The organism is Arthrobacter sorbitolis (assembly GCF_054510995.1).
In genome coordinates this window covers 1-25,272 of sequence record NZ_JBTNDM010000019.1, presented here as the reverse complement: position 1 = coordinate 25,272, position 25,272 = coordinate 1, and the positions used below count along the sequence as shown (strand labels likewise).

24 protein-coding genes are annotated in these 25,272 nt (G+C 70.0%); 9 read left to right on the top strand and 15 right to left on the bottom strand.

All coding sequences use genetic code 11. The annotated features are described in order from the left end of the window. The first annotated feature begins 3 nt into the window (after window positions 1-3). Entirely contained in the window at window positions 4-447 is a 444-nt protein-coding gene (locus ACX80K_RS17415) for a YkvA family protein (protein WP_459273170.1), read from the top strand. Between the two features lie 44 nt (window positions 448-491). Next, complete coding sequence (locus tag ACX80K_RS17410) at window positions 492-1,520, top strand: isopenicillin N synthase family dioxygenase (RefSeq protein ID WP_459273169.1); 1,029 nt, start codon at window positions 492-494, stop codon at window positions 1,518-1,520. 129 nt (window positions 1,521-1,649) lie between these two features. On the opposite strand, the gene ACX80K_RS17405 is transcribed toward ACX80K_RS17410, so the two are convergent. From ACX80K_RS17405 to ACX80K_RS17395, 3 genes are all read right to left on the bottom strand, one after another. Next, window positions 1,650-2,450, bottom strand: coding sequence for a phytanoyl-CoA dioxygenase family protein (locus tag ACX80K_RS17405; RefSeq protein ID WP_459273168.1), 801 nt, complete (start codon window positions 2,448-2,450; stop codon window positions 1,650-1,652). A gap of 58 nt (window positions 2,451-2,508) precedes the next feature. After that, window positions 2,509-4,332 carry a glycoside hydrolase family 2 protein gene (locus ACX80K_RS17400; RefSeq protein ID WP_459273167.1) on the bottom strand — a complete coding sequence of 608 codons (1,824 nt, stop codon included), beginning with the start codon at window positions 4,330-4,332 and terminating at the stop codon, window positions 2,509-2,511. Between the two features lie 79 nt (window positions 4,333-4,411). Next, complete coding sequence (locus ACX80K_RS17395; RefSeq protein WP_459273166.1) at window positions 4,412-5,440, bottom strand: LacI family DNA-binding transcriptional regulator; 1,029 nt, start codon at window positions 5,438-5,440, stop codon at window positions 4,412-4,414. A gap of 167 nt (window positions 5,441-5,607) precedes the next feature. Here ACX80K_RS17395 and ACX80K_RS17390 point away from each other — a divergent pair, with 167 nt between their 5' ends. Genes ACX80K_RS17390 through ACX80K_RS17375 form a run of 4 tightly spaced genes read left to right on the top strand, consistent with a single transcriptional unit; the run spans window position 5,608 to window position 9,774 of the window. Beyond that, window positions 5,608-6,921 (top strand): ABC transporter substrate-binding protein, encoded by a 1,314-nt coding sequence (locus ACX80K_RS17390; protein WP_459273165.1) that lies wholly within the window; start codon window positions 5,608-5,610, stop codon window positions 6,919-6,921. A 5-nt stretch (window positions 6,922-6,926) separates the two neighbouring features. After that, window positions 6,927-7,904: a carbohydrate ABC transporter permease gene (locus ACX80K_RS17385; RefSeq protein WP_459273163.1), complete on the top strand. Its 978-nt coding sequence runs from the start codon at window positions 6,927-6,929 to the stop codon at window positions 7,902-7,904. Beyond that, window positions 7,901-8,791 (top strand): carbohydrate ABC transporter permease, encoded by an 891-nt coding sequence (locus ACX80K_RS17380; RefSeq protein WP_459273162.1) that lies wholly within the window; start codon window positions 7,901-7,903, stop codon window positions 8,789-8,791. Before ACX80K_RS17385 ends, ACX80K_RS17380 begins: the two co-directional genes overlap by 4 nt. Next, window positions 8,788-9,774 carry a glycoside hydrolase family 43 protein gene (locus ACX80K_RS17375; protein ID WP_459273161.1) on the top strand — a complete coding sequence of 329 codons (987 nt, stop codon included), beginning with the start codon at window positions 8,788-8,790 and terminating at the stop codon, window positions 9,772-9,774. Before ACX80K_RS17380 ends, ACX80K_RS17375 begins: the two co-directional genes overlap by 4 nt. Window positions 9,775-9,813: 39 nt before the next feature. Here ACX80K_RS17375 and ACX80K_RS17370 read toward each other — a convergent pair whose 3' ends face one another. The 5 genes from ACX80K_RS17370 to ACX80K_RS17350 all read right to left on the bottom strand — a co-directional run bounded on the left by ACX80K_RS17370 (window position 9,814) and on the right by ACX80K_RS17350 (window position 12,510). Further along, the gene (locus ACX80K_RS17370) at window positions 9,814-10,125 is read right to left on the bottom strand and encodes a DUF3253 domain-containing protein (protein WP_459273160.1); all 312 of its coding nucleotides are present in this window, start codon (window positions 10,123-10,125) and stop codon (window positions 9,814-9,816) included. Further along, window positions 10,118-10,471, bottom strand: coding sequence for a 2-polyprenylphenol hydroxylase (locus ACX80K_RS17365; protein WP_459273159.1), 354 nt, complete (start codon window positions 10,469-10,471; stop codon window positions 10,118-10,120). The genes ACX80K_RS17370 and ACX80K_RS17365 overlap by 8 nt, the downstream gene beginning before the upstream one ends. A 5-nt stretch (window positions 10,472-10,476) precedes the next feature. Then, on the bottom strand, window positions 10,477-10,935 hold the full coding sequence (locus tag ACX80K_RS17360; RefSeq protein WP_459273158.1) for a DUF3817 domain-containing protein: 459 nt from the start codon (window positions 10,933-10,935) through the stop codon (window positions 10,477-10,479). A 171-nt stretch (window positions 10,936-11,106) separates the two neighbouring features. Next, window positions 11,107-11,310 carry a cold-shock protein gene (locus ACX80K_RS17355; protein ID WP_026533290.1) on the bottom strand — a complete coding sequence of 68 codons (204 nt, stop codon included), beginning with the start codon at window positions 11,308-11,310 and terminating at the stop codon, window positions 11,107-11,109. A 210-nt stretch (window positions 11,311-11,520) separates the two neighbouring features. Then, window positions 11,521-12,510, bottom strand: coding sequence for an LLM class flavin-dependent oxidoreductase (locus ACX80K_RS17350; protein ID WP_459273157.1), 990 nt, complete (start codon window positions 12,508-12,510; stop codon window positions 11,521-11,523). Window positions 12,511-12,664: 154 nt separating this feature from the next. On the opposite strand from ACX80K_RS17350, the gene ACX80K_RS17345 reads away from it, so the two are divergent. Both ACX80K_RS17345 and ACX80K_RS17340 read left to right on the top strand, forming a co-directional pair. Next, window positions 12,665-12,826, top strand: coding sequence for a hypothetical protein (locus tag ACX80K_RS17345; protein ID WP_459273189.1), 162 nt, complete (start codon window positions 12,665-12,667; stop codon window positions 12,824-12,826). After that, window positions 12,823-14,031: a benzoate/H(+) symporter BenE family transporter gene (locus ACX80K_RS17340; RefSeq protein ID WP_459273187.1), complete on the top strand. Its 1,209-nt coding sequence runs from the start codon at window positions 12,823-12,825 to the stop codon at window positions 14,029-14,031. Before ACX80K_RS17345 ends, ACX80K_RS17340 begins: the two co-directional genes overlap by 4 nt. Before the next feature lie 58 nt (window positions 14,032-14,089). Here the strand turns inward: ACX80K_RS17340 and ACX80K_RS17335 are convergent, their stop codons facing one another. Continuing rightward, a complete protein-coding gene (locus ACX80K_RS17335) occupies window positions 14,090-15,391 on the bottom strand; it encodes a cation:proton antiporter (protein ID WP_459273156.1) in 1,302 nt (433 codons plus the stop codon). Window positions 15,392-15,547: 156 nt separating this feature from the next. Between ACX80K_RS17335 and ACX80K_RS17330 the strand changes: the two genes are divergently transcribed. Further along, entirely contained in the window at window positions 15,548-18,841 is a 3,294-nt protein-coding gene (locus tag ACX80K_RS17330; RefSeq protein ID WP_459273155.1) for a DEAD/DEAH box helicase, read from the top strand. Between the two features lie 112 nt (window positions 18,842-18,953). Here the strand turns inward: ACX80K_RS17330 and ACX80K_RS17325 are convergent, their stop codons facing one another. From ACX80K_RS17325 to ACX80K_RS17300, 6 genes are all read right to left on the bottom strand, one after another. Next, window positions 18,954-19,832, bottom strand: coding sequence for an alpha/beta fold hydrolase (locus tag ACX80K_RS17325; protein ID WP_459273153.1), 879 nt, complete (start codon window positions 19,830-19,832; stop codon window positions 18,954-18,956). A gap of 163 nt (window positions 19,833-19,995) precedes the next feature. Next, a complete protein-coding gene (locus tag ACX80K_RS17320) occupies window positions 19,996-21,612 on the bottom strand; it encodes an ABC transporter ATP-binding protein (RefSeq protein WP_459273152.1) in 1,617 nt (538 codons plus the stop codon). Beyond that, the gene (locus tag ACX80K_RS17315) at window positions 21,609-22,358 is read right to left on the bottom strand and encodes an energy-coupling factor transporter transmembrane component T (RefSeq protein WP_459273151.1); all 750 of its coding nucleotides are present in this window, start codon (window positions 22,356-22,358) and stop codon (window positions 21,609-21,611) included. The genes ACX80K_RS17320 and ACX80K_RS17315 overlap by 4 nt, the downstream gene beginning before the upstream one ends. Before the next feature lie 3 nt (window positions 22,359-22,361). Then, window positions 22,362-23,213, bottom strand: a complete 852-nt coding sequence (locus tag ACX80K_RS17310; RefSeq protein WP_459273150.1) for an ECF transporter S component — start codon at window positions 23,211-23,213, stop codon at window positions 22,362-22,364. Window positions 23,214-23,434: 221 nt separating this feature from the next. Next, window positions 23,435-24,475 (bottom strand): nucleoside hydrolase, encoded by a 1,041-nt coding sequence (locus ACX80K_RS17305; protein WP_459273149.1) that lies wholly within the window; start codon window positions 24,473-24,475, stop codon window positions 23,435-23,437. 2 nt (window positions 24,476-24,477) lie between these two features. Continuing rightward, a complete protein-coding gene (locus tag ACX80K_RS17300) occupies window positions 24,478-25,143 on the bottom strand; it encodes a GntR family transcriptional regulator (RefSeq protein WP_459273148.1) in 666 nt (221 codons plus the stop codon). Between the last annotated feature and the right edge of the window lie 129 nt (window positions 25,144-25,272).

Sequence of the window (25,272 nt, the reverse complement as noted above, 5' to 3'; positions counted from 1 at the left end):
GGCATGGACTGGGAAGTACTGCTGAGGTCGGCGCTCGCGCTCCTCGCTGCCTACGTACTCTTCCTCCTGGCCCTGGCCGTCCATGCGCGGCGGCACCCCGAGATCCTCTCCCTGACCGACGTCCTGCGCCTCGGGCCCGACGTCCTGCGGCTGCTCCGCCGCCTCGCTGCGGACCGCACCGTGCCGTGGTGGTCACGGCTCCTGCTCTGGGCCCTGATGGCATACCTGATCCTGCCGATCGACCTCGTCCCGGACTTCCTGCCCGTCATCGGGTATGCGGACGACATCGTCCTCGTGGCCGGCGTGCTGCGCACGGTGGTGAGGAGCGCCGGCACGGGGGCGCTGGAACGGCACTGGCCGGGGTCCGACGCGGGGCTCCGCCTCCTGCGCCGGCTGGCGGGCATCACGGACCCCGACATGCGGAGGTCAAGCCGCAATACTGCGTAACGTAAAGGCGAACGGGCCTTTTCAACAGGCGTAACGTCCTGCGCATGCAGCACTCTCCGGGATCGATCCCCACCCTTGACCTCAGCACCGCACGTTCCGCCGATGGATCCTTCAACCCCGCGTTCATCGACGAACTGCGCGAAGCCGCCCACACCGTCGGCTTCTTCCACATCATCAACTACGGCGCGGCCCCCACCCAGGTGGAGGACCTGTTCTCCATCACGCGGCGTTTCTTCGACCTCCCGCTCGAGGAGCGGCTGAAGCTCCACAACCGCACCAGCCCCCATTTCCGGGGCTACGCCGGCCTCGGCACGGAGATCACGCGCGGCCGCCCCGACGCCCGCGAGCAGATCGACTTCTCCCCCGAACGCGAGGCGCTGGCCGACTACCCGGCCGACGAGCCCTTCTGGTTGCTCCAGGGGCCCAACCTGTGGCCCCGTGAGACCCTGCCCGCGCTCGAGGAGCAGGCCATGGCCTGGGCCGGGCTGATGTCCTCGGTGGGCGCCGAACTGCTCTCCGCCATCGCCGTCGCCCTCCGCCTGCCCGAGGACTACTTCGCCGAGCCCTTCGAGGGGACCCCGGCGTGGATGGCCAAGCTGGTGCACTACGTGGGCGGCGTCGTCGAGGGTGCCGGGTCCCAGGGCGTCGGCGCGCACGCCGACTACGGCTTCGTGACCCTCCTGCTGCAGGACGAGGTGGGCGGCCTCGAGGTCCTGCCCCACAGCGCGAGCGAATGGGTTCCGGTCACGCCGATCCCCGGAGCACTCGTGGTCAACCTGGGCGAGATGCTCGAGGTCGCCACCGAGGGCTACCTCGCGGCGACCATCCACCGCGTCACGGCTCCCGCACCCGGCGTGGACCGCTACGCCATCCCGTTCTTCTGGTCGCCGCGCCTCGACGCCGTGATCGAACCGGTGCCGCTCGCCGAGGACCTGAAGGCCGTCGCCCGCGGCCTCTCGGACGACCCCGAGAACCCCATGCTGTCCTCCTACGGCTCGAACATGCTCAAGGGCCGCCTCCGCGCCCATCCGGACGTCACCGAGATCCACTACCCGGAACTCGCCCGGAAGTAGGCACCGGCCCGCCGTCGGGCGGGGCCGGTCGGGCCGGTCGGGCACACCGCCACCGTGACCCGGACGACGACGGCGGCACCCACCAGGGTGCCGCCGTCGTCGTCCGCTCCTCAGGCGTCGCCCATCTCCTCAGGCGTCGCCCATCATGAGTCCCTCGATCGAGTGCTTCTGGGTGATCGGGGAGAGGGAGTCCACCACCGGGCACGCCACGTGGCGACGGACGCGTTCCGGGAGTGCGTCGTGGAACGGTTTCGTCATCGCCATCGAGTGGTGCTCGGCATTACCCGCACCCGGGGCGTCGACCCCGAGCACGAGGACCGGCCGGGACTTCTGCGACCTGTTGGTCGTCCCCCGATGGATGGTCAGCGCGGAGCGTGCGGAGATGTCGCCCATCGCGGGGTACTTGCGCTCCGCGAGCTCCTCGTACCGGCCGTAGGCCGACTTCGGCGGGAACATCTCGTGATCGAACCCGTCCGGGAGGTCCCACTGGGTACCGGGGGCGACCTCGAACGGACCCATGTCCTCCTCGGTGTCGACCGCGGTCAGGTTGAACGCCAGGGACGTGAGACGTCCGTGCTCCCTGGTCTCAGCCGGCATGGGGAAGTCACGATGCCACGGCTGGTTGACAGCCCCCGGACCGGGTACGTCGAATCCGAGCTCCACGATCTCGTAGTCGGGGCCGAGCACCGACTCACACACCATGCGCACCCACGGGTGGTCCACCAGGTCGAGCCAGCCCCGCATCTGCTCCGGGTGGATCTCGACGTAGTAGCGCTTCGGCCCACGCCCCACCGCGCCGCCTGGTCGGGAGAGCGCCTCCGCCAGTGCGGCGTCGATGTCCTCCCGCATCTCGGCCACCCACTCCCGCGGGAACGCACCCTTCTGCGCGATGATCCCACGCGTGTACAGCCCTTCGAGAGCGGCGATCACCTCCGGCGCTGCGTCTGACGGCGCCGGGATCGCGCGCGGTGACGGACTTCCTGTCGGCTCACGCATCGTGCTCCCTCCAGAAGCTTCCCATGACGATCTTCCGTATCTCGGCCATGGGCAGCTTCGGCTTCCTGTTCTCGTCGGTCAGGCCGTTGGCCTCCTGCAGCGTGTCGGTCAGCTGGGTGTAGCAGAACCCGGAGAGGACAGGGCTCTCGTACAGCGCCGAGAACAGCGCCTGCAGTCTGGTGGCGAAGTCCTCGTCGGAGACGGCGATCGAGTAGCCCCACGTGTCGATCGGGCTGTTCGGCGCATAGAGGATCCCGCCGAACTCGGACACCATGACCGGTTCCGTCCGCTGCAGTTCCGGCAGCACACTGAGGCGGCGGCCGGCCGGTCCCACACCGGCCACGAGCGCGTCGAACGCCTCCGCGTCCCTGTAGTTGGCGTGCAGGTCCTCGTAGTTCGTCGCATAGTCGTGAATCGTGAAGAGATCGGACTCCACGTGCTCCCACCCGTCGTTCGAGATGACCGGCCGCGAGCTGTCGAGCGCCTTCGTCAGGTGGTACATGGCCTGCGCGAAGTGGCGCTGCTCCGGGCTGTGGGCGATCTGCTGCACACCCCAGCTCTCGTTCAGGGGGACCCATGTCACGATGCACGGGTGCGAGCGGTCCCGCTGGACGACACTCGCCCATTCACGGGCGACCCGTTCCATGGCGATGGGCGAGAACTCGAAGGTGCTGCCCATCTCGCCCCAGACGAGCAGGCCGAGACGGTCCGCCCAGTAGAGGAACCGCGGGTCCTCCACCTTCTCGTGCAGGCGCGCCGCATTGAACCCGAGGTCCTTGATCAGCTGGACCTCCTCCCGCAGGGCGTCGGCATCGGGGGCCGCGAGGAGCGATTCGGGCCAGTACCCCTGCTCCAGGACCGAACGAACGTAGTACGGCCGGTCGTTGAGGAGGAAGTGCCGGCCCGCCGTGCCGATGCTGCGCAGCCCGAAGTAGGACCAGATTTCGTCGACGGTCGCTCCGTCGCCGTCGAGCAGGGTGACCTTCGCGTCGATGAGCCGGGGGTGCTCCGGCGACCAGAGGAGCGACTCGTAGGCCTGCCCGTTGGCCTGATGAGGAATGATGCAGTTGAGGACGACGCGGGGCTGCATAGCCGACGTCGTATAGGTGCCGAGGGCGTTCCCCGCGAAGCTCAGGTCGACCCGCACCGTGCGGGCGCTGTGCCGCTGCGGCGAGAGTTCGAGTTCGAGCTGGGCCGATCCCTTCGGCACATCGGGCTCCCACACGACGCCCTCGATGAACGCCGCCGGTACCGATTCGAGCCAGACGGGCTGCCAGATCCCGGTGGTGCGGTGATACCAGATGACGTGTGGGTCCTCGAGCCAGTCCTGTTTGCCGCGCGGCTGGGCGACGTCGTGCGGGTCGTCCTCGGCCCGGACCACGAGCGAGAGCTCGGATGCGCTCGCCGCGTGATCGGTGATGTCGAAAGTGAAGGGACTCTGGCCGCCCTCGTGGCTTCCGACGAGCTGCCCGTTGATCCACACCGTGGCCCGGTAGTCGACGGCACCGAAGTGCAGCAGCAGGTGGTCGCCGTCCCCGGCCCTGCCACTGTCGGTGATGTCGGCGCGTGTGATGGTCCGCCGGTACCAGACGACGGGGTGGAAACTGGTGTCATTCACGCCCGAGCGCACGGATTCCGGGGGGAACGGGACGGTGATCGTCAAGGGGAACCGACCGGCCGAGGCGAACCAGGCCTCTCCCACGCCGGCGTCCTCGTCGTCGTAGCCGAAATCCCACTCACCACCGAGGTCCGCCCACCGCCGACGCAGGAGCTGGGGCCTCGGGTAGGTTCCGTCCTGAAGGCTGGCTGTCGGCATTTCTCGATTCGGCATATCGTTATAGTGCCGCAGTTTTGCAGCGCTGTAAAGACGTCTTGCCGGACAAGGACCGGGCAGGTCAGCGGACGAGGACCGAGCTGGTCAGGGGCGCGCTCTCCCGGACGATCAGTGAATGCGGGACGATGCGGTGGCGTCCGATCCCCTGGAAGCCGTCGATGCGCTCGCGAAGCAGCTCGAGGGCCGTGACGGCCAGTTCCCGCTTGTCCGGGGCGATCGAGGTCAGGGTTGGCGTGGCCCATCGCCCGAGCTCCGTGTCATCCCATCCCACCACCGCGACGTCCTGCGGCACCCGCACGCCCGCGGTCCGCAGGGCGTACAGGGCCCCGGTGGCGAACCGGTCGTCCCGGCAGACGAGCCCGTCGAACTCCAGCCCGCCGGCGAGTGCGTCCCGGACCGCCCGGGCGCTCTCCTCCGGTGCGAAATCCGAGACCGTGAGGACCAGGTCAGGATCGAGCGGTATCTTCGCGTCGACCAGCCCCTGCTGGTAGCCGAGCAGACGCTGGTTCGTCGACCCGGTGAGGTCGCCCTCGACGACGCCGAGGAACGCGATCCGACGCCGGCCCTGTCCCACCAGGTGGTCGACCCCTTCCTGGGCAGCCAGAACATTGTCGATCATCACGTGATCGGCCGTCACCGGCATCGTCGACTCACCGAGGAGAACGACGGGGACATCGCGCTTCAGGCGGGCGACCTCCATGGAGTTCATGCTGACGGGGTGGAAGATGACCCCGTCCACGACGCCGGCCTCCCGGTCGTTCAGCACCGCCCGCTCCGCCTCGGGATTGCTGAGCGTCTGCTCGACCAGGACGCGATACCCCATGACACTGGCTTCCTCGGCGATGCAGCGCGACAGGGCGGAGAAGTAAGGATGGTCGATCTCCGGGATCGCCAGGGCGATCATGCCGGTCCTCCCGGTCGCCAACCGGCGGGCGGTGAGATTCGGCCTGTACCCCAGCTCGTCGATGGCCTGCTGGACCTTTCGGCGCATCTCGGGGGTGACGTGCGGATAGTCATGGACCACGTTCGACACCGTCTTCATGGATACACCGGCCACTTCCGCGACGTCGGCAAGTCGAACTTTTCTCATGTGCAACTCCTTGTGTTCAGCCAAGTCTAGATCGGCGCCGCCCCTGCCCGACAGCTACGCTCGAAGTGGCGCCATCGGGCTCTGGACACCTTCTTTACAGCGCTGTAAGCTCGGTCACACGCCGCACTCGATTCGCAGTGAGCAACGTTTTCAACGAGGAGGACATAATGACCCGAACCAAGCGATCCCTACGTGGACGCCTGAGGGCCGCCACGGCCATCGGCGCCGTCGCACTACTCGGTCTGACCGCCTGCGGAGGATCCGGCGGCGAACAGGCCGCCACCGAATTCACCGGCGAGTACACCGGCCCGGCTGTGGAACTGTCCTTCTGGAACGGCTTCACCGGGGGTGACGGTCCGTTCATGGAGAAGATGATCGAGGAATTCAACGCCGAGCACGAGAACATCAAGGTGTCCTCGAACACGATGCAGTGGGCGGATTTCTACCAGCGGCTCCCAGCGGCCGTCACCGCGGGGGAAGGCCCCGACGTCGGCGTCATGCACCTGGACCAGCTCTCCACCATGGCCGCGCGCAACGTCATCGTCCCCGTCGACGACCTCGCGACCACGCTGGAACTGACCGGAGACGACTTCACGAAGGAGGTCTGGGACGCCGGTATCTATCAGGACGAGCGGTTCGGCATCCCCCTGGACGTGCACTCCCTCGCCATGTACTACAACACCGAGCACTTCGAGAAGGCCGGTATCACCGAGGCACCCACCGACGCGGCGTCCTTCGAGGACGCGCTCAAGAAGCTCCAGGCCGCGGGCTTCGACACCCCGTTCTGGATGCCGGCGCTGTGGCCCAGCCACCTGATGAACCTGTCCCTCCAGTGGCAGAACGGCAACCAGCCGTACGACGGCGAGGCGTCCAAGGCCAACTTCGACTCCGCAGAGGGCCTGGAGGCCATCAACTGGCAGCGGGGCATCGTCGACGACGGATACAGCCCCTCGAACGTCGCGATCGACTCGCAGTACGTCGCCTTCAAGAACGGCGAGACGTCCATCACCTGGGACGGTATCTGGCAGGTCAACGATCTCGAGGCGTCCGGCCTGCCCTACGCGGCCGCGCCCATCCCGACCATCGGTGACGAGAAGGCCGTCTGGGCCAACTCGCACAACTTCTTCCTGCCCCGCCAGGCCCAGCCGGACCCGGACAAGCAGAACGCGGCCAAGGTGTTCATCGCCTGGCTGAGCGAGAACTCGGCCGAGTGGGCCGGTTCCGGCATGATCCCCGCTCGTGAATCGGTCCGTGCCGCGGGCGCGCTCGACGGCCTGCCGCAGGAAGCAATCGCCGAGGAGATCGACACGATGCGGTTTCTCCCGGCGGTCCCCGGTATCGGTGCTGTCCAGACGGAGACCCTCGAGGTCGGCGTCAACAAGGCGGTCCTGGGCGAGGAATCCCCCGAGGACGCCATGGCCGAGGCAGCGGAGAACGCGTCGAAGCTGATGGAAGAGAACAAAGCGTCGTTCGGGGAGTAAGCACCATGACAACGCTGAACGAAAGAAGAGGGGGTGCCCCCGCACGGAAGGGGGCACCCCGCCCGCCGGGGACACCGTCGTCGTCCCGTGAGATCCGCAAGCAGGCTGCAGCAACGCCGTGGCTGTTCCTGGCCCCGTATCTCGTCCTGTTCGTCGCGTTCGTCCTGGTACCCATCGTCCTCGGCGCCTGGATCAGTCTCCACACCTGGGACTACACGAGACCGCTGAAGCCGTTCGTCGGCCTCGAGAACTACGCCGAGCTGTTCAGGCCCGGCACCGGACCGTTCACGAACTTCTGGGGATCGATGCGGGCCACGGGCATCTTCACGCTCTTCAGCGTGCCGCTCCTGCTCACCATCCCGCTCGCCGTGGCACTGCTCATGTCGAAGAAGTTCCCCGGCCGCAACTTCTTCCGGGCGGTCTACTTCGCGCCCTACGTCCTGGGTGTCGCGGTCATCGGCGTGATGTGGCGTTACCTGCTCGACAACAACATCGGGCTCGTCAACCACTATCTGGGGCTGCTCGGCCTGCCGAGCGACATCGCCTGGACCACCTCGACCCCGGCCGCATGGGTCGCCCTCGTCGGCGTCACCGTGTGGTGGACCCTCGGATTCAACGCCGTCATCTACCTCGCCGGTCTCCAGGACATCCCCTCGGAACTCTACGAGGCGGCCCGGATGGACGGCGCCAGCGCCTGGCAGCAGTTCGTGAACGTCACCATCCCCGGACTGCGCCCCGTCCTGTCCTTCGTGACGCTCACGACGCTGATCGCGTCCGTGAACATGTTCGGCCAGTCCTATCTCATGACGCAGGGCGGACCGGGCAGGGAGACCCGCACGGCGATCTACCAGATCGCGGACACGGGCCTCCGCAATTTCCAGATGGGCAGCGCCGCCGCCATGAGCTACGTACTGACCGTCTTCCTCGTAGCCCTGAGCCTCCTGGTCTTCTGGCTGTTCCGCGAACGGAAGGAAGCCCGATGAGCTCGAGCGTCGAGACACGCACCACCCGTACGGACGATCCGGCGGGCAGGCCGGCGCGCAAGCTCCGGCCCGGCACCCTCGCCAAGATCGTCCTCCTCGCGGTGGTGGCACTGATCTTCATCAGCCCGGTGATCTTCATGATCGTCACCTCCTTCAAGACCCGGGCGGACGCGACGGCCATCCCGCCGTCGTGGATCCCCAACCCCTTCTCGCTCGAGGCGTACGAGACGCTCCTGGCCCCGGGGACCAACACCCCGGTCCTGCGGTGGTTCGCCAACAGCATGGTGGCCGCGGTGCTCCACTCGGCGCTCGTCGTCGTGACCGCCTCCCTCGCTGCGTACCCGCTGGCCCGGATGAACTTCCGCGGCAAGAAGATCGTCTTCGCGATCATCGTCGCGACGCTGCTGGTACCCCCGGTCATCCTCGTGATCCCGAACTACCTGCTCGTCAGCGACCTCGGCTGGCTGAACTCGCTCGTCGCGATCATCGTGCCGACGGCGGCCTCGGCGTTCGGCGTGTTCTTCATGCGGCAGTTCTTCATCTCCCTGCCCGACGACCTGGAGGAGGCCGCGCGCATCGACGGCGCGAATCGCGTCCAGATGTTCACCCGCATCATCCTCCCGCTCGCCAAGCCGGCCATGGCGACTCTCGCGCTGCTGGCGTTCCTCGGGAACTGGAACGACTTCCTGTGGCCGGTCTACGTACTCTTCACCCCCGAGGTGCAGACGCTCCCGCCGGGCCTTTCCACCCTGCAGTCGGCGAACGCGGTGCGCTACGACCTCCTGATGGCCGGCGCGGTGGTCGCGAGCGTGCCGGTCTTGGCGCTCTTCGTGTTCCTCCAGCGCTTCATCATCGAGGGCGTGTCGCGCTCCGGGGTCAAGGGGTGAGCCGTCCTTTCCCGGGCCGCCTCCTCGGCGTGATCGCGGTCGCCGCGCTGTCCGCGGCGACCGCCGGCTGCGCTCCGTCGGGGACGTCGGAGGCCGCACCCGCGGTCGAGGAGCAGAACGCCACGCAGGTCCTCGACGAGGAGTTCGCCGACCCCGACATCCTGGAGGTCGACGGCACCTACTACGCCTATGCATCGGCCGGGGACCGCAAGAACGTCCAGATCGCGACGTCGGAGGACCTCGTCGAATGGGAGACGCTCGACGACGCGTTACCCGACCTGCCCTCCTGGACCATCCCCGGCAAGACCTGGGCGCCGGAGGTGACGCAGGTGGCGGATGGGCAGTTCGTCCTGTACTTCACGGCCACGAACTTCAAGCCGGCCCTGCAGTGCATCGGGGTGGCCACCGCGACAGATCCCGCCGGCCCCTTCACCGTCGTCGGGAACGGGATGCTGGTCTGTCCGGAGGACGAGGGCGGGGCCATCGACGCCAGCACCTTCACCGACGACCAGGGCCTCCACCTCGTGTGGAAGAACGACGGCAACTGCTGCGACAAGGACACCTGGATCCAGACCGCTCCCCTCAGCGCGGACGGGTTGGCACTCGCCGGCCCACCGACCAGGCTGATCAAGCAGACCCTCGAATGGGAGGGGCCGCTGGTGGAGGCGCCGACCGTGGTACAGCGCGACGGGAGGTATGTCCTCCTCTACTCGAGCAACTACTACGGCGACGAGTCCTACAACGTGGGGTACGCGTCGGCGCCGGCCCTCGAGGGCCCGTGGGAGAAGGCGCCCGAGCCCATCCTGTCCTCGGACTCGTTCGGCGGCCGCTATGTCGGACCGGGCGGCCAGGATCTCGCCACGGCACCCGACGGCCGGGAGTACCTGCTGTTCCACAGCTGGGACCCGGCCGTGACGTACCGGTCGATGCATGCGGAACCCATCCGCTGGGACGGCGCGGAACTGGTCCTGATCGAGGACTGAGTACCCCGGACATCAGGACGCAGGAGCGGCCGCCACCCGTCAGGGCAGCGGCCGCTCCGTCGTCGGGGCGGGAAGCCCGGCCGTCGCTCCCGAGCGGCCGTCGATCCAGCGGATGCGGATGGGGCCGCGGACACCGGGCTCCACGCGGTCCCCGTGCTGGGTGACGTCCACGCGTCCCTGAGCGGCCAGCTCGAACGCGATGCGCCGCGCCGCCGGCATGAGGTCCCGCCAGGTGTCCCCGCCGATGCTGCGGGCGGCGTCCGACGGACACAGTGTCTTGTCGACGCCCCGCTGCTCCGCGATGCGGAGGATCTCGGCGCGGAGCTCGTCCTCGCCGGCCTGCTCAGGCATCGGCGGAGGGCTTCCCCGGCGCGCGGTCCGTCTTCGGGTGCATCGCGTCGAGCTCCTCCAGCGCGGCCGTCCAGCGCGCCGTGCGCTCGGCCGCGGACTGCTCCCACCAGGGCGTCCCCCGTTCGCCGAGGCCCTCCTTGGCCAGCTGGACGGTGCGCCGGGCACGCGGCAGTGCGGCGCCGTCGTCGCCCTTGGCACTGTTGCGCACTCCCGAGCGGCCGCGCCCGAGGTGGGACATGAGGCGTGCCTTGATGTCGTCGGGCAGCGACGGGTCGGTCTTGCGCCAGCGGCGCCCGCTGTGGAGGAAGAACCGCTTGTCGTCGGTGGTGTTCGCCAGGTCGGCCACCGGGGTCAGCTCGGGGATCCGGGAGGGCCGACGAGCAGCAGCACGGAGAACACCACGGAGATCCCGGCCACGGCGACGAACAGGGCGACGAGCGGGCTCCGCAGCACCCACGCCTGCACCCGCTCCACGGGGTTGCCCGGCGCCTCGGCGCCCGGAGCGAGCCGCCAGGCTCCGGCGAGCTGTCCGCGACGCTCGATCCACCGCTCGTACGGGACCGTGGCGAACGGGACGACCGCCGAGGCGAGTCCGAGCAGCCCCGTGAGCACCGACCAGCGCTGGTTGATCCACACGAACACGAGGGTCACGACGAAGCAGAGGAACACGAACCCGTGCACGGCACCTGCGGGCGGCACGAGGGCCTCGGTGGTACGGGTGACGTACTTGAAGAACATGCCGAGCAGCAGGAAGGCCCAGGTCACCGCCTCGGCCACGGCGACGGTGCGGAAGAGCGTGCGGGGGTTCATGGAGGGCTCCTGGTCGGTCGGTTGGGTCCATTCTCCCATCGGTCCCGACGGTCCCCGTGCCGCGCGGCCCGGGCCCCGGCCCGCCCCCCGGGTCCGGCCGTTAAAAGAAGAAGCAGGCCGGACCGGAGTCCGACCTGCTTCCTACAGTAGATCTAGTAGAAGATCCGAACCCTAGAGGGGCTGGATGTTCGACGCCTGAGGACCCTTGGGGCCCTGCTCGGTGTCGAAGCTGACCTTCTGGTTCTCATCGAGCGAGCGGTAGCCGCTTGCGTTGATGGCGGAGAAGTGTGCGAACACGTCTGCGCTTCCGTCGTCGGGAGCAATGAATCCAAAGCCCTTTTCAGCGTTGAACCACTTCACGGTACCTGTTGCCATTTTTTTCTCATCCTTCTGAAAATCAGACGCACTCCGACTTTCGGAATGCCCCAGTCGCGGCGTGCTGGTCCGCTCTTTCAGAGACGCGGCCTACCCCGCAAGGGCCAGGCCGTGCGAAATACAAATGCGCAACACTACAACTGAGACCACTAAATCAAACACCGGAGGGTAAAGGCAAGCAGGAAGACCAACGATCTTTTTCCGTGACCTTCAGGCGGCCACCGGCAGCATGGCTCCGGCGAGCAGTTCGAAGGACCTGAGCCAGGCCTCGGTGGTGCCGGCCTGGGTCGCGACGATGAGCTCGTCGGCCCCGATCCGGGCTGCGAAGCGCTCGAGGTAGTCCTGGACGACATCGGGCGTCCCCACGGCGCTGTACCGCGCCATGTCGGCCATCTGCTGGCCGCCGGGGGACGCGAGGATCGCCTCGGACTCCTCCCGAGTGAAGGTCTGGCCGCGCCCGAGGAGCAGCGTCACGCGACGCAACATCGCTTCGTGGAACTCGTGGGAGGCGTCGTTCGCCGTGTCGGACGCGATGACGTTGACGCCGGCGATGAAGTGCGGGGTCTCCGACTGGGCCGAGGGCTTGAACTCGCGGCGGTAGATCGAGGCGGCGTCCTGCAGGGCCTGGGGGGCGAAGTGGGAGGCGAAGGCGAACGGCAGGCCGAGGGCGGCGGCGAGCCGTGCCCCGAAGAGCGACGACCCGAGGATGTACAGCGGCACGTTGGTGCCCTTGCCGGGCGTGGCCTGGACACCGGGGACGCGCGACTCGCCGGTCAGGTACCCCTGCAGTTCCAGGACGTCCTGGGGGAAGCTGTCGGCCGACATGGGGTCGCGGCGCAGGGCCCGGGCCGTGGTCTGGTCGCTGCCCGGGGCCCGCCCGAGGCCGAGGTCGATCCGCCCGGGGTGCAGGCTCTCGAGGGTGCCGAACTGCTCGGCGATGGTCAGCGGCGAGTGGTTGGGCAGCATGACGCCGCCGGAGCCGAGCCGGATGGTGGAGGTGTGCGCGGCGACGTGGGCGATGAGCACACTCGTGGCCGAGGAGGCGATGCTGCCCATGTTGTGGTGCTCGGCGTACCAGATACGCCGGTAGCCCCACCTCTCCGCGTGCTGGGCGAGCGCCACGCTGGACGCGAACGTCTCGGCCGGTGTGGAGCCCTCGGCGACCTGCGCGAGATCCAGGATGGACAGGGGGACGGACATGGGTGCACCTTCCGGTTCTTGACCGCCACGGCGGGGTGTGCCATGGGTCTTCTGAGGGAACGGTTGCCCGCGCACATCTATTTCCCCTACCGCCGGGAAGGAGGCAGGCCGTGGCACGGCTCACGCCGCAGCCGTGCTCTGACAGACTGGGCGCATGCCGAACAGCGACCTGCCCACCTCCGAAGCCGAACTCCGCGAACGCCAGGACCTCCTCGTCCGGCAACTCGCCGTGGAGCAGAACACGGCCCGCCTGCAGTCCCTCAGCGACGAGCTCGAGGCCGTGCAGCGGCGCCTCGAGCAGGGCCGCGGCGCCTGAGCCGGCACTCCGGCCGGCACGCGCCCGGCCAGGGCGCATCCGGACTGCACGAACCCGTCCTCGCGGGCGTCGTCACGGCGCTCGTCGGGTTCACGTCGTCGTTCGCCGTGGTCCTCGCGGGGCTGCGGGCCACCGGGGCGACACCGGAGCAGGCCGCCTCGGGCCTGCTGGCCCTGACGGCCGTCGTGGGGCTCGGGATCGTGCTGCTGGCGCTCCGCTACCGCATCCCGGTCACGCTGTCCTGGTCCACTCCCGGCGCCGCCCTGCTCGCCGGTGCGGCGGTGCCCGCCGGCGGGTGGCCGGCAGCGGTGGGGGCGTTCCTCGTGACGGGCCTCCTGATCGTCCTGACCGGCGCCGTGCCGTGGCTCGGCCGTCTCGTCGCGCGGATCCCCCAGCACCTCGCGCAGGCCATGCTCGCCGGCGTGCTGCTGCCTCTCTGCCTCGCGCCCTTCCGGTCGCTCGGCACCATCCCGCTCCTGGTGCTCCCGGTCGTCCTCGTGTGGCTGGCCGCCTCCGCGCTCGCGGCCAAGTGGGCCGTACCGCTCGCCCTCGTCACGGCACTGGCCGTGATCGGGGTGCGTCTCGCCGTCGACGGGACGGCGATCGATGTGTCGTCCCTCGCTCCGTCCGTCGCGTTCACGGTCCCGGCGCTCGATCCCGCCGCCGTCGTCGGTATCGCCCTGCCGCTCTACGTGGTGACCATGGCGTCGCAGAACCTGCCCGGCGTCGCCGTCCTGTCGTCCTTCGGCTACACGGCGCCCTGGCGGCCGGCGCTGGCCGTGACGGGGCTCGGTACGGCCGCCGTCGCCCCGTTCGGCGGGCACGCCGTCAATCTCGCGGCCCTGTCGGCCGCCCTGGCCGCCGGTGAGGGTGCCGGCGAGGACAGGGACAAGCGCTGGATCGCCGCCCTCACGGCAGGGGTCTCCTACCTGGTGCTGGCCGCGGCGTCGGGGGCGCTCGTCGTCGTGGTGGGTGCGGCGCCGGCGGGGCTCGTGGAGGCGGTCGCCGGACTCGCCCTCATCGGCACCATGGCGACGGCGGTGACGGCGTCCTTCAGCGACGCGCGAGGCCGCATGAGCGGCGCCGTGACGTTCCTGCTGGCCGCGTCGGGGCTGTCCGTCCTCGGCATCGGCGGGGCTTTCTGGGCGCTCGTCGGCGGGCTGCTGGTCCGGGCCGTCCTCGAGCGACCGGCTGCACGACCCTGAAGCGAGCGACCCGCTGCGCGACCCTGCGCGACCCTGCCTCGACGGGATCCCGTCGGGTCTAGACGGGCGTCGTCGGCGCCTGCGCCTCGTCGCCCTGGGCACGCGCCTTGCGCTGGCGGGCACGGTCCAGCGCGTTGATGACCGGCGCGGCCGTGATGCCGTGCACCATGATCGAGAGGACGATGACGAGCCCGCCGATGCGCCATAGCGCCGACTCGTCGGCCGTGAACTCGCCCTTCGACAGCGCGTAGCCGAGGTAGTAGATCGAGCCGATGCCGCGTACGCCGAAGAAGGCGAGGACTCCCCGCTCGCGGGGGCCGGTCTTGCCGCGGGAGAGGCTCAGCCAGGCCGAGATCGGGCGGACCAGGAGGATGAAGGCGACGGCGACCCCCACTTCCACGGGGCGCAGCCCGTCGAACAGGCCGCGGGCCACGGCGCCGCCCAGCAGCACGAGCACGACGACGGTCAGGAGGCGTTCGAGCTGCTCGATGTAGCTGTGGAGCACGCCGTGGTAGCCGTGGGTCTGCTCGCCGGCGCGGATGGTGACGGCGCAGACGAACACGGCGATGAAGCCGTAGCCCTCCACGGCCTCGGTCACGCCGTAGGTCAGGAACGTCGCCGCGAGCGCGACGAACCCCTCGGAATGGTTGGCCAGGCGGACGCTCTTCATGGGCGCCCGGAAGAAGATGCGGCCCAGCAGCATGCCCATCCCGACGCCGAACGCGCAGCCGATGATGATGCGCCACAGGACGTCGAGCAGGATCCACTCCGGGAACCACGCGGAGGGGGACATGCCCACGGTGCTGATGAGGATCGCCAGGTACACGAAGGGGAACGCCAGGCCGTCGTTGAGGCCGGCCTCGGAGGTCAGGCCGAAGCGCACCTCGTCCTCCGCCTCGAGGTCCTCCTCCGATTCGGAGGGCTCCCCCACCTGCACCTCGGACGCCAGGACGGGATCGGTGGGTGCCAGCGCGGCGGCAATCAGCAGCGCCGAGGCGAGTCCGAGGCCGAGGAGCCACATCCCCATCAGGGTCAGCACGAGGATGCACAGCGGCATCGCGATGCCGAGCAGCCGCCAGGTCGTGGACCACCGGCGCCAGCCGACCCTGCGGTCCAGGGCGAGGCCCGCCCCCATGAGCGAGACGATGACGCAGACCTCGCTGAGGTGGATCGTGACGTCGCTGTACCGGACGGGATCGGGATCGGGAAGGTCGGGAGAGAAGCTGAAGACCAGGATGCCGGCGGCCAGGAACACCATGGGCATGGAGACGGGAGCGCGCATCAGCAGCCGTGGGAGGAGCGCGGCGGCGAACACGGCGAGCCCTGCCGCCGCATAGGTGATGCTTGCTGCTTCGAACACGCGCGCCCTCTTCCGTCCCTGCCGATCATCAGTACCCTTTCCAACAGTAGGGCAGGCGAGGGAGGGGCACGGTCCGGGCGCGGGGAGGAGTCGGCCGTAGGAGAATGGGCCGCGCTGTGGCAGGAGAGCGTCGCCGCCGCGTGAGAGCATGGAATTATGCCCATTTCCAGTCACCCCATGGTCGATGTCACCGACATCATCAGGATCGTGGGAGGAGCTGCGTTCCAACGCGGGCAGACCTACGCCAAGGACGGCGCCGTCAGTTCCATCGCGTGGGACGCGGACGCGAAGCTCCTGACCGGCCGGGTGCGCGGGAGTGCGCCCTCCGACTACAGGACCAAGCTCCGCCTCGGGCTGAAGGGCGACGGCCGCTTCCGCCCCCTCGAGAACTTCTGCAGCTGCCCCGTGGGCGCCGACTGCAAGCACGTCGCGGCGACCGCGCTGCAGAGCAACACCGAGAGCCTCCTGGCGCAGCACGAACGCGAGCTCGGTGCCCGGCCGGCCCCGCGGCCGTCGGCTCCGGAGGGCTGGCAGGCGTCCCTGATGGATCTCCTCGGGACCGACGAGGCCCCGCACGTGGTGTCCCCGCTGACGCCCCTCGGGCTGCAGTTCGAACTGCGGACCCCCGAGGTCGCCGTCCAGCGGTGGGGGTCCGCGGCCGAGCGCCAGGGCCAGCGCACCCTCAACACCCGCCTCGGCGTGCGCCCGGTCAGCCAGAACGGCAAGGGCAAGTGGATCAAGAACAACCTGTCCTGGGGCAGCATCAGCTACCAGACGTACGGGTTGAAGCTCGACCTGGAGCAGCACCGCTGGTTCTCGCAGTTCCCCGCACTGCACCGCGGGACCGGGGTCAACTACTTCGGCAACAACGACTCCTGGCTGTACCTCGACGACTTCAGCAATCCGCTCCTGTGGCAGCTGCTGGACGAGGCGCAGCGCCTCGGCATCGCGTTCGTGGGGTCCAAGAAGTCGGTCACGATCGAGCTCGCCGACCAGGCGACCCTGAAACTCGACGCGACCGAGACCGACGACGGCTCCCTCCAGCTGCGTCCGGCCCTCGACATCGACGGGCAGCCGCACCCCTCCGACACCGCCCACGTCATCAGCACCCACGGCCTCTACACCGTCGCACCCGACGACACCATCACGCTCGCTCCCACCTCGCGGAAACTCACGCCGAAGGACATCGAGCTGCTGCAGCGCGGCCGCGCCGTCGTCGTCCCCGAGGAGGAGAGGTCCCTCTTCCTGCAGGAGTACTACCCGAAGCTGCGGCAGTCCATCGAGGTGGACAGCAGCGACGGCAGCGTGGAGCTGCCCGAGATCCAGCCGCCGGTCCTCGTGCTGACCACCGCCTACGGCGCCGACGGCTCCGTGTCCCTCGACTGGCACTTCGACTACCCACTCGGCGAGGCCGTGCAGCGCCGGCCGTTCCGCAGGGGCGGTCCCGGCAGCGACGACGGCTACCGTGACGCCGACGCCGAGGACGCGCTGGCGTCGGCCGCCCGCCGGGTGCTCGGGGCCGTCCCGATCAAGGCCCTGAAGCTCGAGGACATGCAGGCCGTCGAGTTCGCCGAGGACGTCCTGCCGAAACTCGTCGAGCTCGAGGGCGTGGACGTGGACGTCGTCGGCGAGAAGCCCGACTACCGCGAACTGACGGAGACCCCGACGCTGCGTATCAGCACCGTGGAGACGGACAACCGGGACTGGTTCGACCTCGGCGTGATGGTGACCGTCAGCGGCCGCACCATCCCCTTCGACTCGATCTTCCGGGCACTCGCCCAGGGCCGGATGAAGCTGAAGCTCGTCGACAACACCTACCTGTCCCTCGAGCAGCCCGTCTTCGACCAGTTGCGCGAACTCATCGAGGAGGCGCGGTCGCTCAGCGAGTGGGACCCCGAGTCCGGCCTGCAGATCAGCCGCTACCAGGCGGGCCTGTGGGCGGACTTCGAAGACCTCGCCGAGGAGACCGAGCAGGCCCAGTCGTGGCGCGACGCCGTCAGCGGGCTCCTCGAACTCGAGGACGTCGAGGCGACCCCCGTCCCCTCCGGTCTCGTCGCGGAGATGCGCCCCTACCAGGCGGAGGGATTCAGCTGGCTGGCGTTCCTCTGGCGGCACCAGCTCGGCGGTGTCCTCGCCGACGACATGGGCCTCGGCAAGACCCTGCAGGCCCTGGCCCTGATGACCTACGCGAAGGAGACCGCGGGCCTCGACGCCCCGTTCCTCGTCGTCGCCCCCACCTCCGTGGTGCCCAACTGGTCCAACGAGGCGCGCCGCTTCGCCCCGGGCCTGAGCGTCGTCGCGATCGGCGACACGCAGGGTGCCTCCGGGGTGCCCGTCCGCGAGCAGGTGCGGGGTGCCGACATCGTTATCACGTCCTACACCCTCTTCCGGCTGGACTTCGCCGCCTACCAGGACCTCCCGTGGGCGGGCCTCGTCCTGGACGAGGCGCAGTTCGTCAAGAACCGCGCGTCCAAGGTGCACCAGGCGGCCAAGGACTTCGACGCGCCGTTCAAGCTCGCGATCACCGGCACGCCCATGGAGAACAACCTCATGGAGCTGTGGTCGATGTTCAACATCGTCGCGCCCGGGCTCTTCCCCTCGGCGAGGAAGTTCACGGAGGACTACCGGACCCCCATCGAGAAGATCGGCGACAACCGGCCGCTCGTCCGCCTGCGGAAACGCATCCGTCCGCTGATGATGCGCCGCACTAAGGAGGCCGTGGCCTCGGACCTCCCGCCCAAGCAGGAGCAGGTCCTCGAGGTCGAACTCCACCCGGAGCACCGGCACATCTACGAGACGTACCTGCAGCGTGAGCGGCAGAAGCTCCTCGGTTTGATCGAGGACATGAACCGGAACCGGATGATCGTGTTCCGGTCGCTGACGCTGCTGCGCATGCTCAGCCTCGACGCCTCCCTCGTGGACCCCGAGCACGAGGGCGTGCCCTCGGCCAAGCTCGAGGTGCTCTTCGAGAACCTCGACGGCATCATCGCCGAGGGTCACAGGGCGCTCGTCTTCAGCCAGTTCACGTCCTACCTCAAGAAGGCGGCCGAGCAGCTCGACGCGCGCGGCATCGAGTACGCCTACCTCGACGGGTCGACACGCAGCCGCGGTGACGTCATCGACTCGTTCAAGGACGGCAAGGCCCCGGTGTTCCTCATCAGCCTCAAGGCCGGCGGCTTCGGCCTCAACCTGACCGAGGCCGACTACTGCTTCCTGCTGGACCCCTGGTGGAACCCGGCGTCCGAGGCGCAGGCCGTGGACCGCACCCACCGCATCGGGCAGACGAAGAACGTCATGGTGTACCGGATGGTGTCCAGGGGCACCATCGAGGAGAAGGTCATGAAGCTGAAGGAGCAGAAGGCCAGGCTGTTCACGTCGGTCATGGACGACGACGCCGTGTTCAGTTCAGCGCTCACGGCGGAGGACATCCGGGGCCTGCTGGAGGCCTAGGCAGGAGCAGCCGGGAGCAGCCGGGCCTGGTCCGGCCTTGCCGGACGCACCCGGGATCAGTCGGGCCCCACGCGGCCCGGCACGCCCCCGGGTCGTCCCCGCTTCGGCACCGTCAGGCGTCGCTCGTACGCAGCACCGGAGCGAGCAGTTCGGCGAAGGCCCGCGGCTGCCGGGCGATCCACCAGTGCCCGCCCGGCACGCTCGTCACCGTCAGGTCGTCCACCCAGTCCTCCAGTCCGTCGACGAGGTGCGGGGAGAGGAACGGGTCCCTGAGGGGCACGAGAACGTGCACGGGCAGGGTGACCCGCCGCCGTCGGGGCGGCTGGGCGTCCGGGGCCATGTTGGTCCGGTACAGGGCGAGGCCGCGCACGGGGTCCGCGCCGACATTGCGCCGCGCCGTCAGCTCGTAGCGGCGCGTCATGCCGTAACGCCAGACCAGTTCCGGGAGGACCGGCAGCCGGAAGAGCCCGACGTACGAACTCCGCAGCACCTGTCCGATGCCCTGGTGCACCCGCCGGGGGCCCCGGAACCGGCTCCTCAGCCAGCGGGAGAAGTGGCGCAGGTCCGGTCCCGAGATGCTCGTGTAGTCGGAGATCACGCCGTCGGAACGCTCGTCCTGGACCGCCGCCCAGCCCTGGATCGAGCCCCAGTCGTGGCCCACGAGCCGCACAGCGCCGGGCATGCCGGCGCCGGAGCGGGCGACGGTGACGACGGTGACGACGGCGAAGATGTCGTCCACGAGTTCCGCCAGGGTGAAGCCCGCGCCGTCGAGCGGCCGTGAGCGGCCGGCGTTCCGCGTGTCGAAGGCCACGAGGTGGTGGCTCGGCGCGAGCTCCCGGACGACGGGGAGGAAGACGCGGTGGTCGTCGGGATACCCGTGCACGAGGACGACGGTCTGCACGTCCGGTCCGGGATCGGGACCGTACTCGAACACGGCGAGGTCGGCGCCCTTCGAACGGATGGTCCTGTGCCGCTCCCGCAATACGTCCATGCGTCCACCCTAGGGGCTGGAGTCGCGGCGAGGGAGGCCGGGTCGGCCGTCCGACGCGGCGTAGGTCAGCCGTCCGGCGCGGCGTCGACAGGTCAGCCGCCCGGCGCTGCGTCGCCCGTCCGGACCCTGCCCGCTTCCAGCCAGACGGCGCTGCGTCGGTAGGTCAGCCGCCCGGCGCTGCGTCGCCCGTCCGGACCCTGCCCGCTTCCAGCCAGACGGTGCGGTGCGCCACCGCGTCGGCGAAGGAGGCGTCGTGCGTCGCGAGGACCACGGCACCGCCCTCCCCGACGTGCCGCACGAGCAGTCCGGCGAGCATCGAGCGGGTCGGCTCGTCCAGGCCGGCCGTGGGTTCGTCGAGCACCCACACGGGAGGCCCCGTGGCGAGAAGGCACGCCATCGCGACGAGCCGCCGCTGGACGAAGCCCAGCTCGTACGGATGGGCCTGAGCGAGGGCGCCGAGCCCCAGCGAGTCGAGGACCTCCACGGCACGTCGGGCGGCGTCCTTCTTCGCCAGTCCCGCGGCGCGCGGACCGTACGCCACCTCGCGCAGGACCGTGCGTTCGAAGAGTTGCTGGTCGGTGTCCTGGAACAGGTAGCCCACCATGGTGGCGAGCGTCCCCGTGGGCTGGCGGAGGATCGGGATGCCTCCCACGGTGACGTTCCCCGCGTCGGCCCGGTGGAGGCCGTTGAGGTGCTGCAGCAGTGTCGACTTGCCGGACCCGTTGGGTCCGCGAACGGCGACGATCTCCCCGGCGCGGACGGAGAGGTCGACGCCGGACAGCGCTGCTCCGCCTGCACGGCGACCGTCGGGATCGTCGCCATCGGGGGCGTGGCCGTCCGGCGCGCCACCTGCCGGACCAGCGCCGTCGGGTGCGCGGCCGTCGGGTGCGCGGCCGTCGGGTGCGTGGCGGTCCGGTGGGTGGCGGTCCGGTGCGTGGCTGAAGCTCACGCGCTCCATCGCGACGAGCTCGGGAGCCGACGGGCCCATCGGCGCCGGTCCGGCTCCCCGTCCGGGACCCGGCGGATCCCCCGCGGTGCCGATGCCGTACCGCGGAAGGCCCGCCCGGCGTGCCTCGACCAGCGGACCGTCGAAGACGCGTCGCCCCTCGGCGAGCGCGAGGACGCGGGCGCCCTGCGGCGCCGTCCGCGGCAGCATCGGTTCACACACGACGACGCCGGTACCGGCCCGGCGCAGGCCGGCCAGTGCTGCCGCGACGTCCTGCGCGGCGTCGTCGTCGAGGCCCTGGAACGGCTCGTCGAGGACGAGGATCCTCGGCCGCTGGACCACGGCCGAGGCGATGACGGTGCGCTGGAGCTGGCCGCCGGAGAGCCGTCGCGGATCGCGGTGCAGCAGGTCCGTCAACGTGAGGACGGCGGCCACCTCCGCGACGAGCCGCTGCAGCTCCCCGGCGGGCACGCCGCGGTTGGCGGGACCGAACGCGATCTCCTCCCCGACCGTCGCCGACATCATGGACAGCTGTCCCCACGCCCCCTGCGCCACGTAGGCCACCCTCGCGCTCCAGGCGGCGGCATCGATCCGGGGGTCGGTGGATGCGCCGTCGAAGCTCACGGTCTCGCCGTCGAGCGTGATGGCGCCGCGGAAGGAGGACCCGGCGTCGCCCCCGGTCTGGCCGGCCAGGAGCCTGGCCAGCGTCGTCTTGCCCGAACCGGACGCGCCGGCGACGATCACGTACTCCCCCGGTCCGACGGCCAGGGTGACGTCCGGGAGGAGCGTGGTGCCGTCGTCGTACGCGAACGAGACGCTTTCGAGCGTGATCACGGCGCCGCCACGAGCCAGACGGCGGAGAAGACACCCACTGCGGCGACCATGCCGCGGCGCACCAGGCGCTGCCGGTGCGAATCGGTGTCGGGCAGGTAGCTCGTGCGGGCTCCTGTCGACGAGAAGCCCCGTGACTCGAGCATGCGGTTGCGCTCGGAGGCGTCCACGAGCAGCCCGATGACCAGCGGCGTCAGGACGGTGAGCAGCGCGCGGAAGCGCGAGAGCGGACTGCGCCCGACGACGAGGCCGCGCGCCTGCTGCGCACGGGTGATCCGGTGCCCCCGCAGCGCGACGTGGGGTACCAGCCCGACGGCGGAGCCCACGATGAAGACGAGCTTCCGGTTCCAGCCGCGGTGCGTCATCGCGGCGAGCAGTTCGGGGACGTCCAGCGTCATCGCGGCCGTCAGCAGCACCCCCGAGAAGACGCCCGTCCGCAGGCCCATGAGGGCGGCGAAGGAGAGGCCCTCGGCCGTCACGCGGGCGACGCCGAAGTCGGCCAGGACCGTGCGGCCCTCGGGGAAGAAGAGGCCGTGGAGCAGGAAGGACGAGACCAGCAGCGGCCCGGTGACCAGGGCGATCGCGAGGCCGATCTGCCGGGGCCTGCCGGACAGCAGCACGGCGGGGAGCACGCCGAGGACGAGCACCGCGAGGGAGAACTGCCAGCGGTTCACCACGAGGACGAGTACCACCAGCAGGACCGCGGCGAGCAGTTCGGTCAGCGGGTTGTAGATCCTGCGGCGTGGCATGGCTCAGGCGATGCCGGCGCCGTCCCCGCGGACGGTCGCCGCAGGGCTCCCGGCGGGTACGGAGTCGGTGCGCTGTCCGAGCACCCGGTGGGTCCGTGCGAAGGGGAACTGGCGGACGGCGCGGGGCGGCAGCGCGTACACGATCAGCGCCACGACGACGAAGACCACGATCTTGTCCAGCGAGTCCGACAGCAGCCCCTGCTTCGTGGCGGCGACCAGCAGCTTGTCCCCCATCGAGCGGAAGACCGCGATGATCGCGTTGGTGCCGAAGGTTCCCGCCGCGCCGAACATGAACACCGCCACCGGGGCCGCGACGAGCCCGCCCACCGCGCCGACGACGAGGCCGGCGACGGGTGCGAGGTACACGCGCCGGAACGCCCCGTACTTCGCGGCGAGGCCCGCGAGCAGTCCGATCAGTGCGGCACCGGCGGCGAAGGGCAGCGCGAACGGGTTGAAGAGGCCCCAAATGGCGTTGCTGAGCGCACCGGTCGCGGCTCCCGCGGCGGGGCCTGCGAGGACGGCGACCAGGACGGTCCCGATGGCGTCGAGGTAGATCTGCATGCCGAGCGACCCGGCGATCTGGCCGATCGCGATGTTGAGGGCGATACCGAGGGGCATCACGACGAGCGAGCTCGTGCTGAGCATCGGCAGGATCCCGCCGACGAGCAGGGCACCTCCACCGAGGAACCCGAAGAGCGTGACGAGGGACGCGGCACTGCCCATGCCGCCGGCGATCTCCACGGGCTGCACGATCACGAGGAACAGGTACGTGGCGGCGATGAGGGCTCCGCCGAGGCCGATGAGCAGGCGGCGGGGCCGCTCGGCAGTGGTGGGGGTTCGGGTCAGGGAGCTCACGATAGTCCTAGGGCGCGATCGGGTGGGACGCACCTCATGTCACCTCGGCGCCGGCCGCGCAGCGATGCGGGCAGGTTCCAGTGTACCGGGGGGCGGGCCGCCGCGGCGGGCGGCCGGACCCGGGGCAACGCCCCCACGGGTCTGGACAGCCGAGCCGGGTGCAGGACAGGGACGCACAGAGAGCGTCTCGGCGGGCCCGCCCGACGGCACGCCACCGGACGTCAGCCGTGCATCCTCGCGAGGTCGGACAGGCGCCGGACCATCAGGTCGAACACCGCCGCCGGGTCGTTGCCCGTGACGATCCGGGCATTCGGGGCACGCTTCCACATGCCCGCGACGTCGGCGACCGTCTGCCCGAAGGTCAGCGGCGACTCCGTCTCGACGTCGACCGTGGCGAGCCGCTCCTCGAAACCCGCCTCCCCCGTCGCGACCATCACCGCGAACAGGTCGTGGAGGTGGGCGATGTAGCCCTGGTCGTACAGGCGGTGGAACTCCATGTAGAAGCGGAGCGCGTCCGACAGGCAGGCCACGACGGCGTTGTCGCTGCGGCTGCGCGTCCCGGGCGGATCACCGGGCGAGAGCAGCTCCGGCCCGGCACCCGCGGCACGCGCGACGGCGTCGACGTGGGCGGGCGTGCACTCGATTCGCTCCGTGGTCTCGAGCGCGCACACCACGGGCAGCTTCTCGACCGGCAGCCCCTCGTACGCGGCGAACACCTCCCTGGCGGCATGCGGGTCCACGTGGATGTTCCACTCGGCCACGGGCGTCGTGTTCCCCGGGTGGTGGAACGCCCCACCCATGATGACGAGGCCCTTCAGGAGCATCGGCAGGTCGGGTTCGGCGCGGATGGCCAGGGCCAGGTTGGTGAGCGGGCCCGTGACCACCCCGGTGATCTGGCCGGGGTGGCAGCGCACGGCCTCGAGCCAGACGTCGACGGCGTGCCGACCGGAGACGCGCCCTCGCGGCGGGGGCAGGACGGCATGGCCGATACCCTGGTCGCCGTGCGTCTCCTCGGTGGTGACGAGGGGTACCTCGAGGGGCACCTCGCTGCCGATCGCCACCTCGATGCCGGCGTGGCCGCACAGCTCGAGCAGGGCCAGGTTGTTCGCCGCGACCTGCCGCGCCCCGACGTTGCCGGCCGTGCAGGTGATCCCCTCCAGGCCGACGCCCGGCGTCGCGAGCAGGTAGAGGAGGGCGACGGCGTCGTCGATGCCGGTGTCGACGTCGAGCAGGAGGCGGTGCCGGCCGCCGTCGGAGGCCACGGTCAGTCGGCCGCGGTGGTGCGGAGCAGCTGCAGGCGGATGGTGCGTGCCGTCTCCATGTGCGTACGGGCGATCGCCCGGGCGTCGTCGCTGCGCCGTTCGGTGATGGCGGCGATGAGCGCCTCGTGCTCGAGGAGCACCTCCTGCCACCGGGTCCCCACGGACAGGGTGGAGCGCGGCGTGTGGATGAGGTGGGTGGAGAGCCTCTGCAGGAGGTCCATGAGGATGGGATTCCGCGCGGAGGCCCACAGCGTGGTGTGGAACTCGAGGTTGTTGGTGACCTTCGTGGTGTCGTCGGGGTCGACGACGGCGCGGTCGCGTTCCAGCAGCGCCTCGAGGCGCATGATGTCGGCGGTCCCGCGGTTGAGGGCCGCCTGGCCGGCGGCTTCCTCCTCGAGCATGACGCGCAGGTCGTAGATCTGGATGACTTCCTGCGGGTCGATCTGCGGCACCTGGAGGCCGCGCGCAGCCCGCTCGAGCAGGCGCTCGTGCTGCAGCCTGCTGAGCGCCTCCCGCACGGGGGTCCGGGAGACGCCGAAGCGCTCGGAGATCATCACTTCGCGCAGGGCCGTGCCGGGTGGGTGGACACCGGCGAGGATCTCGCCGCGGAGGACGCGGAAGATGGCGTCGCCGTCGACGCGCGCCGACAGTTCGGTGGACTCGGTCATGGCGCCCCCTCGGTCGCGGTTCGGGTGGCAGGCGCGGATGCCCTGCGGACGGTCCCGGGGGGGGGGGGGGGGGGGCGGGAAAAAGGAAACGCGGGAGGGGAAGGAGGGGGGGGGGAAAGAAAGAAGACA

Coding starts and splice junctions, on each gene's coding strand:
- ACX80K_RS17415 (WP_459273170.1), top strand. CDS start 4: ATGGACTGGGAAGTACTGCTGAGGTCGGCGCTCGCGCTCCTCGCTGCC.
- ACX80K_RS17410 (WP_459273169.1), top strand. CDS start 492: ATGCAGCACTCTCCGGGATCGATCCCCACCCTTGACCTCAGCACCGCA.
- ACX80K_RS17400 (WP_459273167.1), bottom strand. CDS start 4,332: ATGCCGACAGCCAGCCTTCAGGACGGAACCTACCCGAGGCCCCAGCTC.
- ACX80K_RS17395 (WP_459273166.1), bottom strand. CDS start 5,440: ATGAGAAAAGTTCGACTTGCCGACGTCGCGGAAGTGGCCGGTGTATCC.
- ACX80K_RS17390 (WP_459273165.1), top strand. CDS start 5,608: ATGACCCGAACCAAGCGATCCCTACGTGGACGCCTGAGGGCCGCCACG.
- ACX80K_RS17385 (WP_459273163.1), top strand. CDS start 6,927: ATGACAACGCTGAACGAAAGAAGAGGGGGTGCCCCCGCACGGAAGGGG.
- ACX80K_RS17380 (WP_459273162.1), top strand. CDS start 7,901: ATGAGCTCGAGCGTCGAGACACGCACCACCCGTACGGACGATCCGGCG.
- ACX80K_RS17370 (WP_459273160.1), bottom strand. CDS start 10,125: ATGCCTGAGCAGGCCGGCGAGGACGAGCTCCGCGCCGAGATCCTCCGC.
- ACX80K_RS17360 (WP_459273158.1), bottom strand. CDS start 10,935: ATGAACCCCCGCACGCTCTTCCGCACCGTCGCCGTGGCCGAGGCGGTG.
- ACX80K_RS17355 (WP_026533290.1), bottom strand. CDS start 11,310: ATGGCAACAGGTACCGTGAAGTGGTTCAACGCTGAAAAGGGCTTTGGA.
- ACX80K_RS17350 (WP_459273157.1), bottom strand. CDS start 12,510: ATGTCCGTCCCCCTGTCCATCCTGGATCTCGCGCAGGTCGCCGAGGGC.
- ACX80K_RS17345 (WP_459273189.1), top strand. CDS start 12,665: ATGCCGAACAGCGACCTGCCCACCTCCGAAGCCGAACTCCGCGAACGC.
- ACX80K_RS17330 (WP_459273155.1), top strand. CDS start 15,548: ATGCCCATTTCCAGTCACCCCATGGTCGATGTCACCGACATCATCAGG.
- ACX80K_RS17325 (WP_459273153.1), bottom strand. CDS start 19,832: ATGGACGTATTGCGGGAGCGGCACAGGACCATCCGTTCGAAGGGCGCC.
- ACX80K_RS17315 (WP_459273151.1), bottom strand. CDS start 22,358: ATGCCACGCCGCAGGATCTACAACCCGCTGACCGAACTGCTCGCCGCG.
- ACX80K_RS17300 (WP_459273148.1), bottom strand. CDS start 25,143: ATGACCGAGTCCACCGAACTGTCGGCGCGCGTCGACGGCGACGCCATC.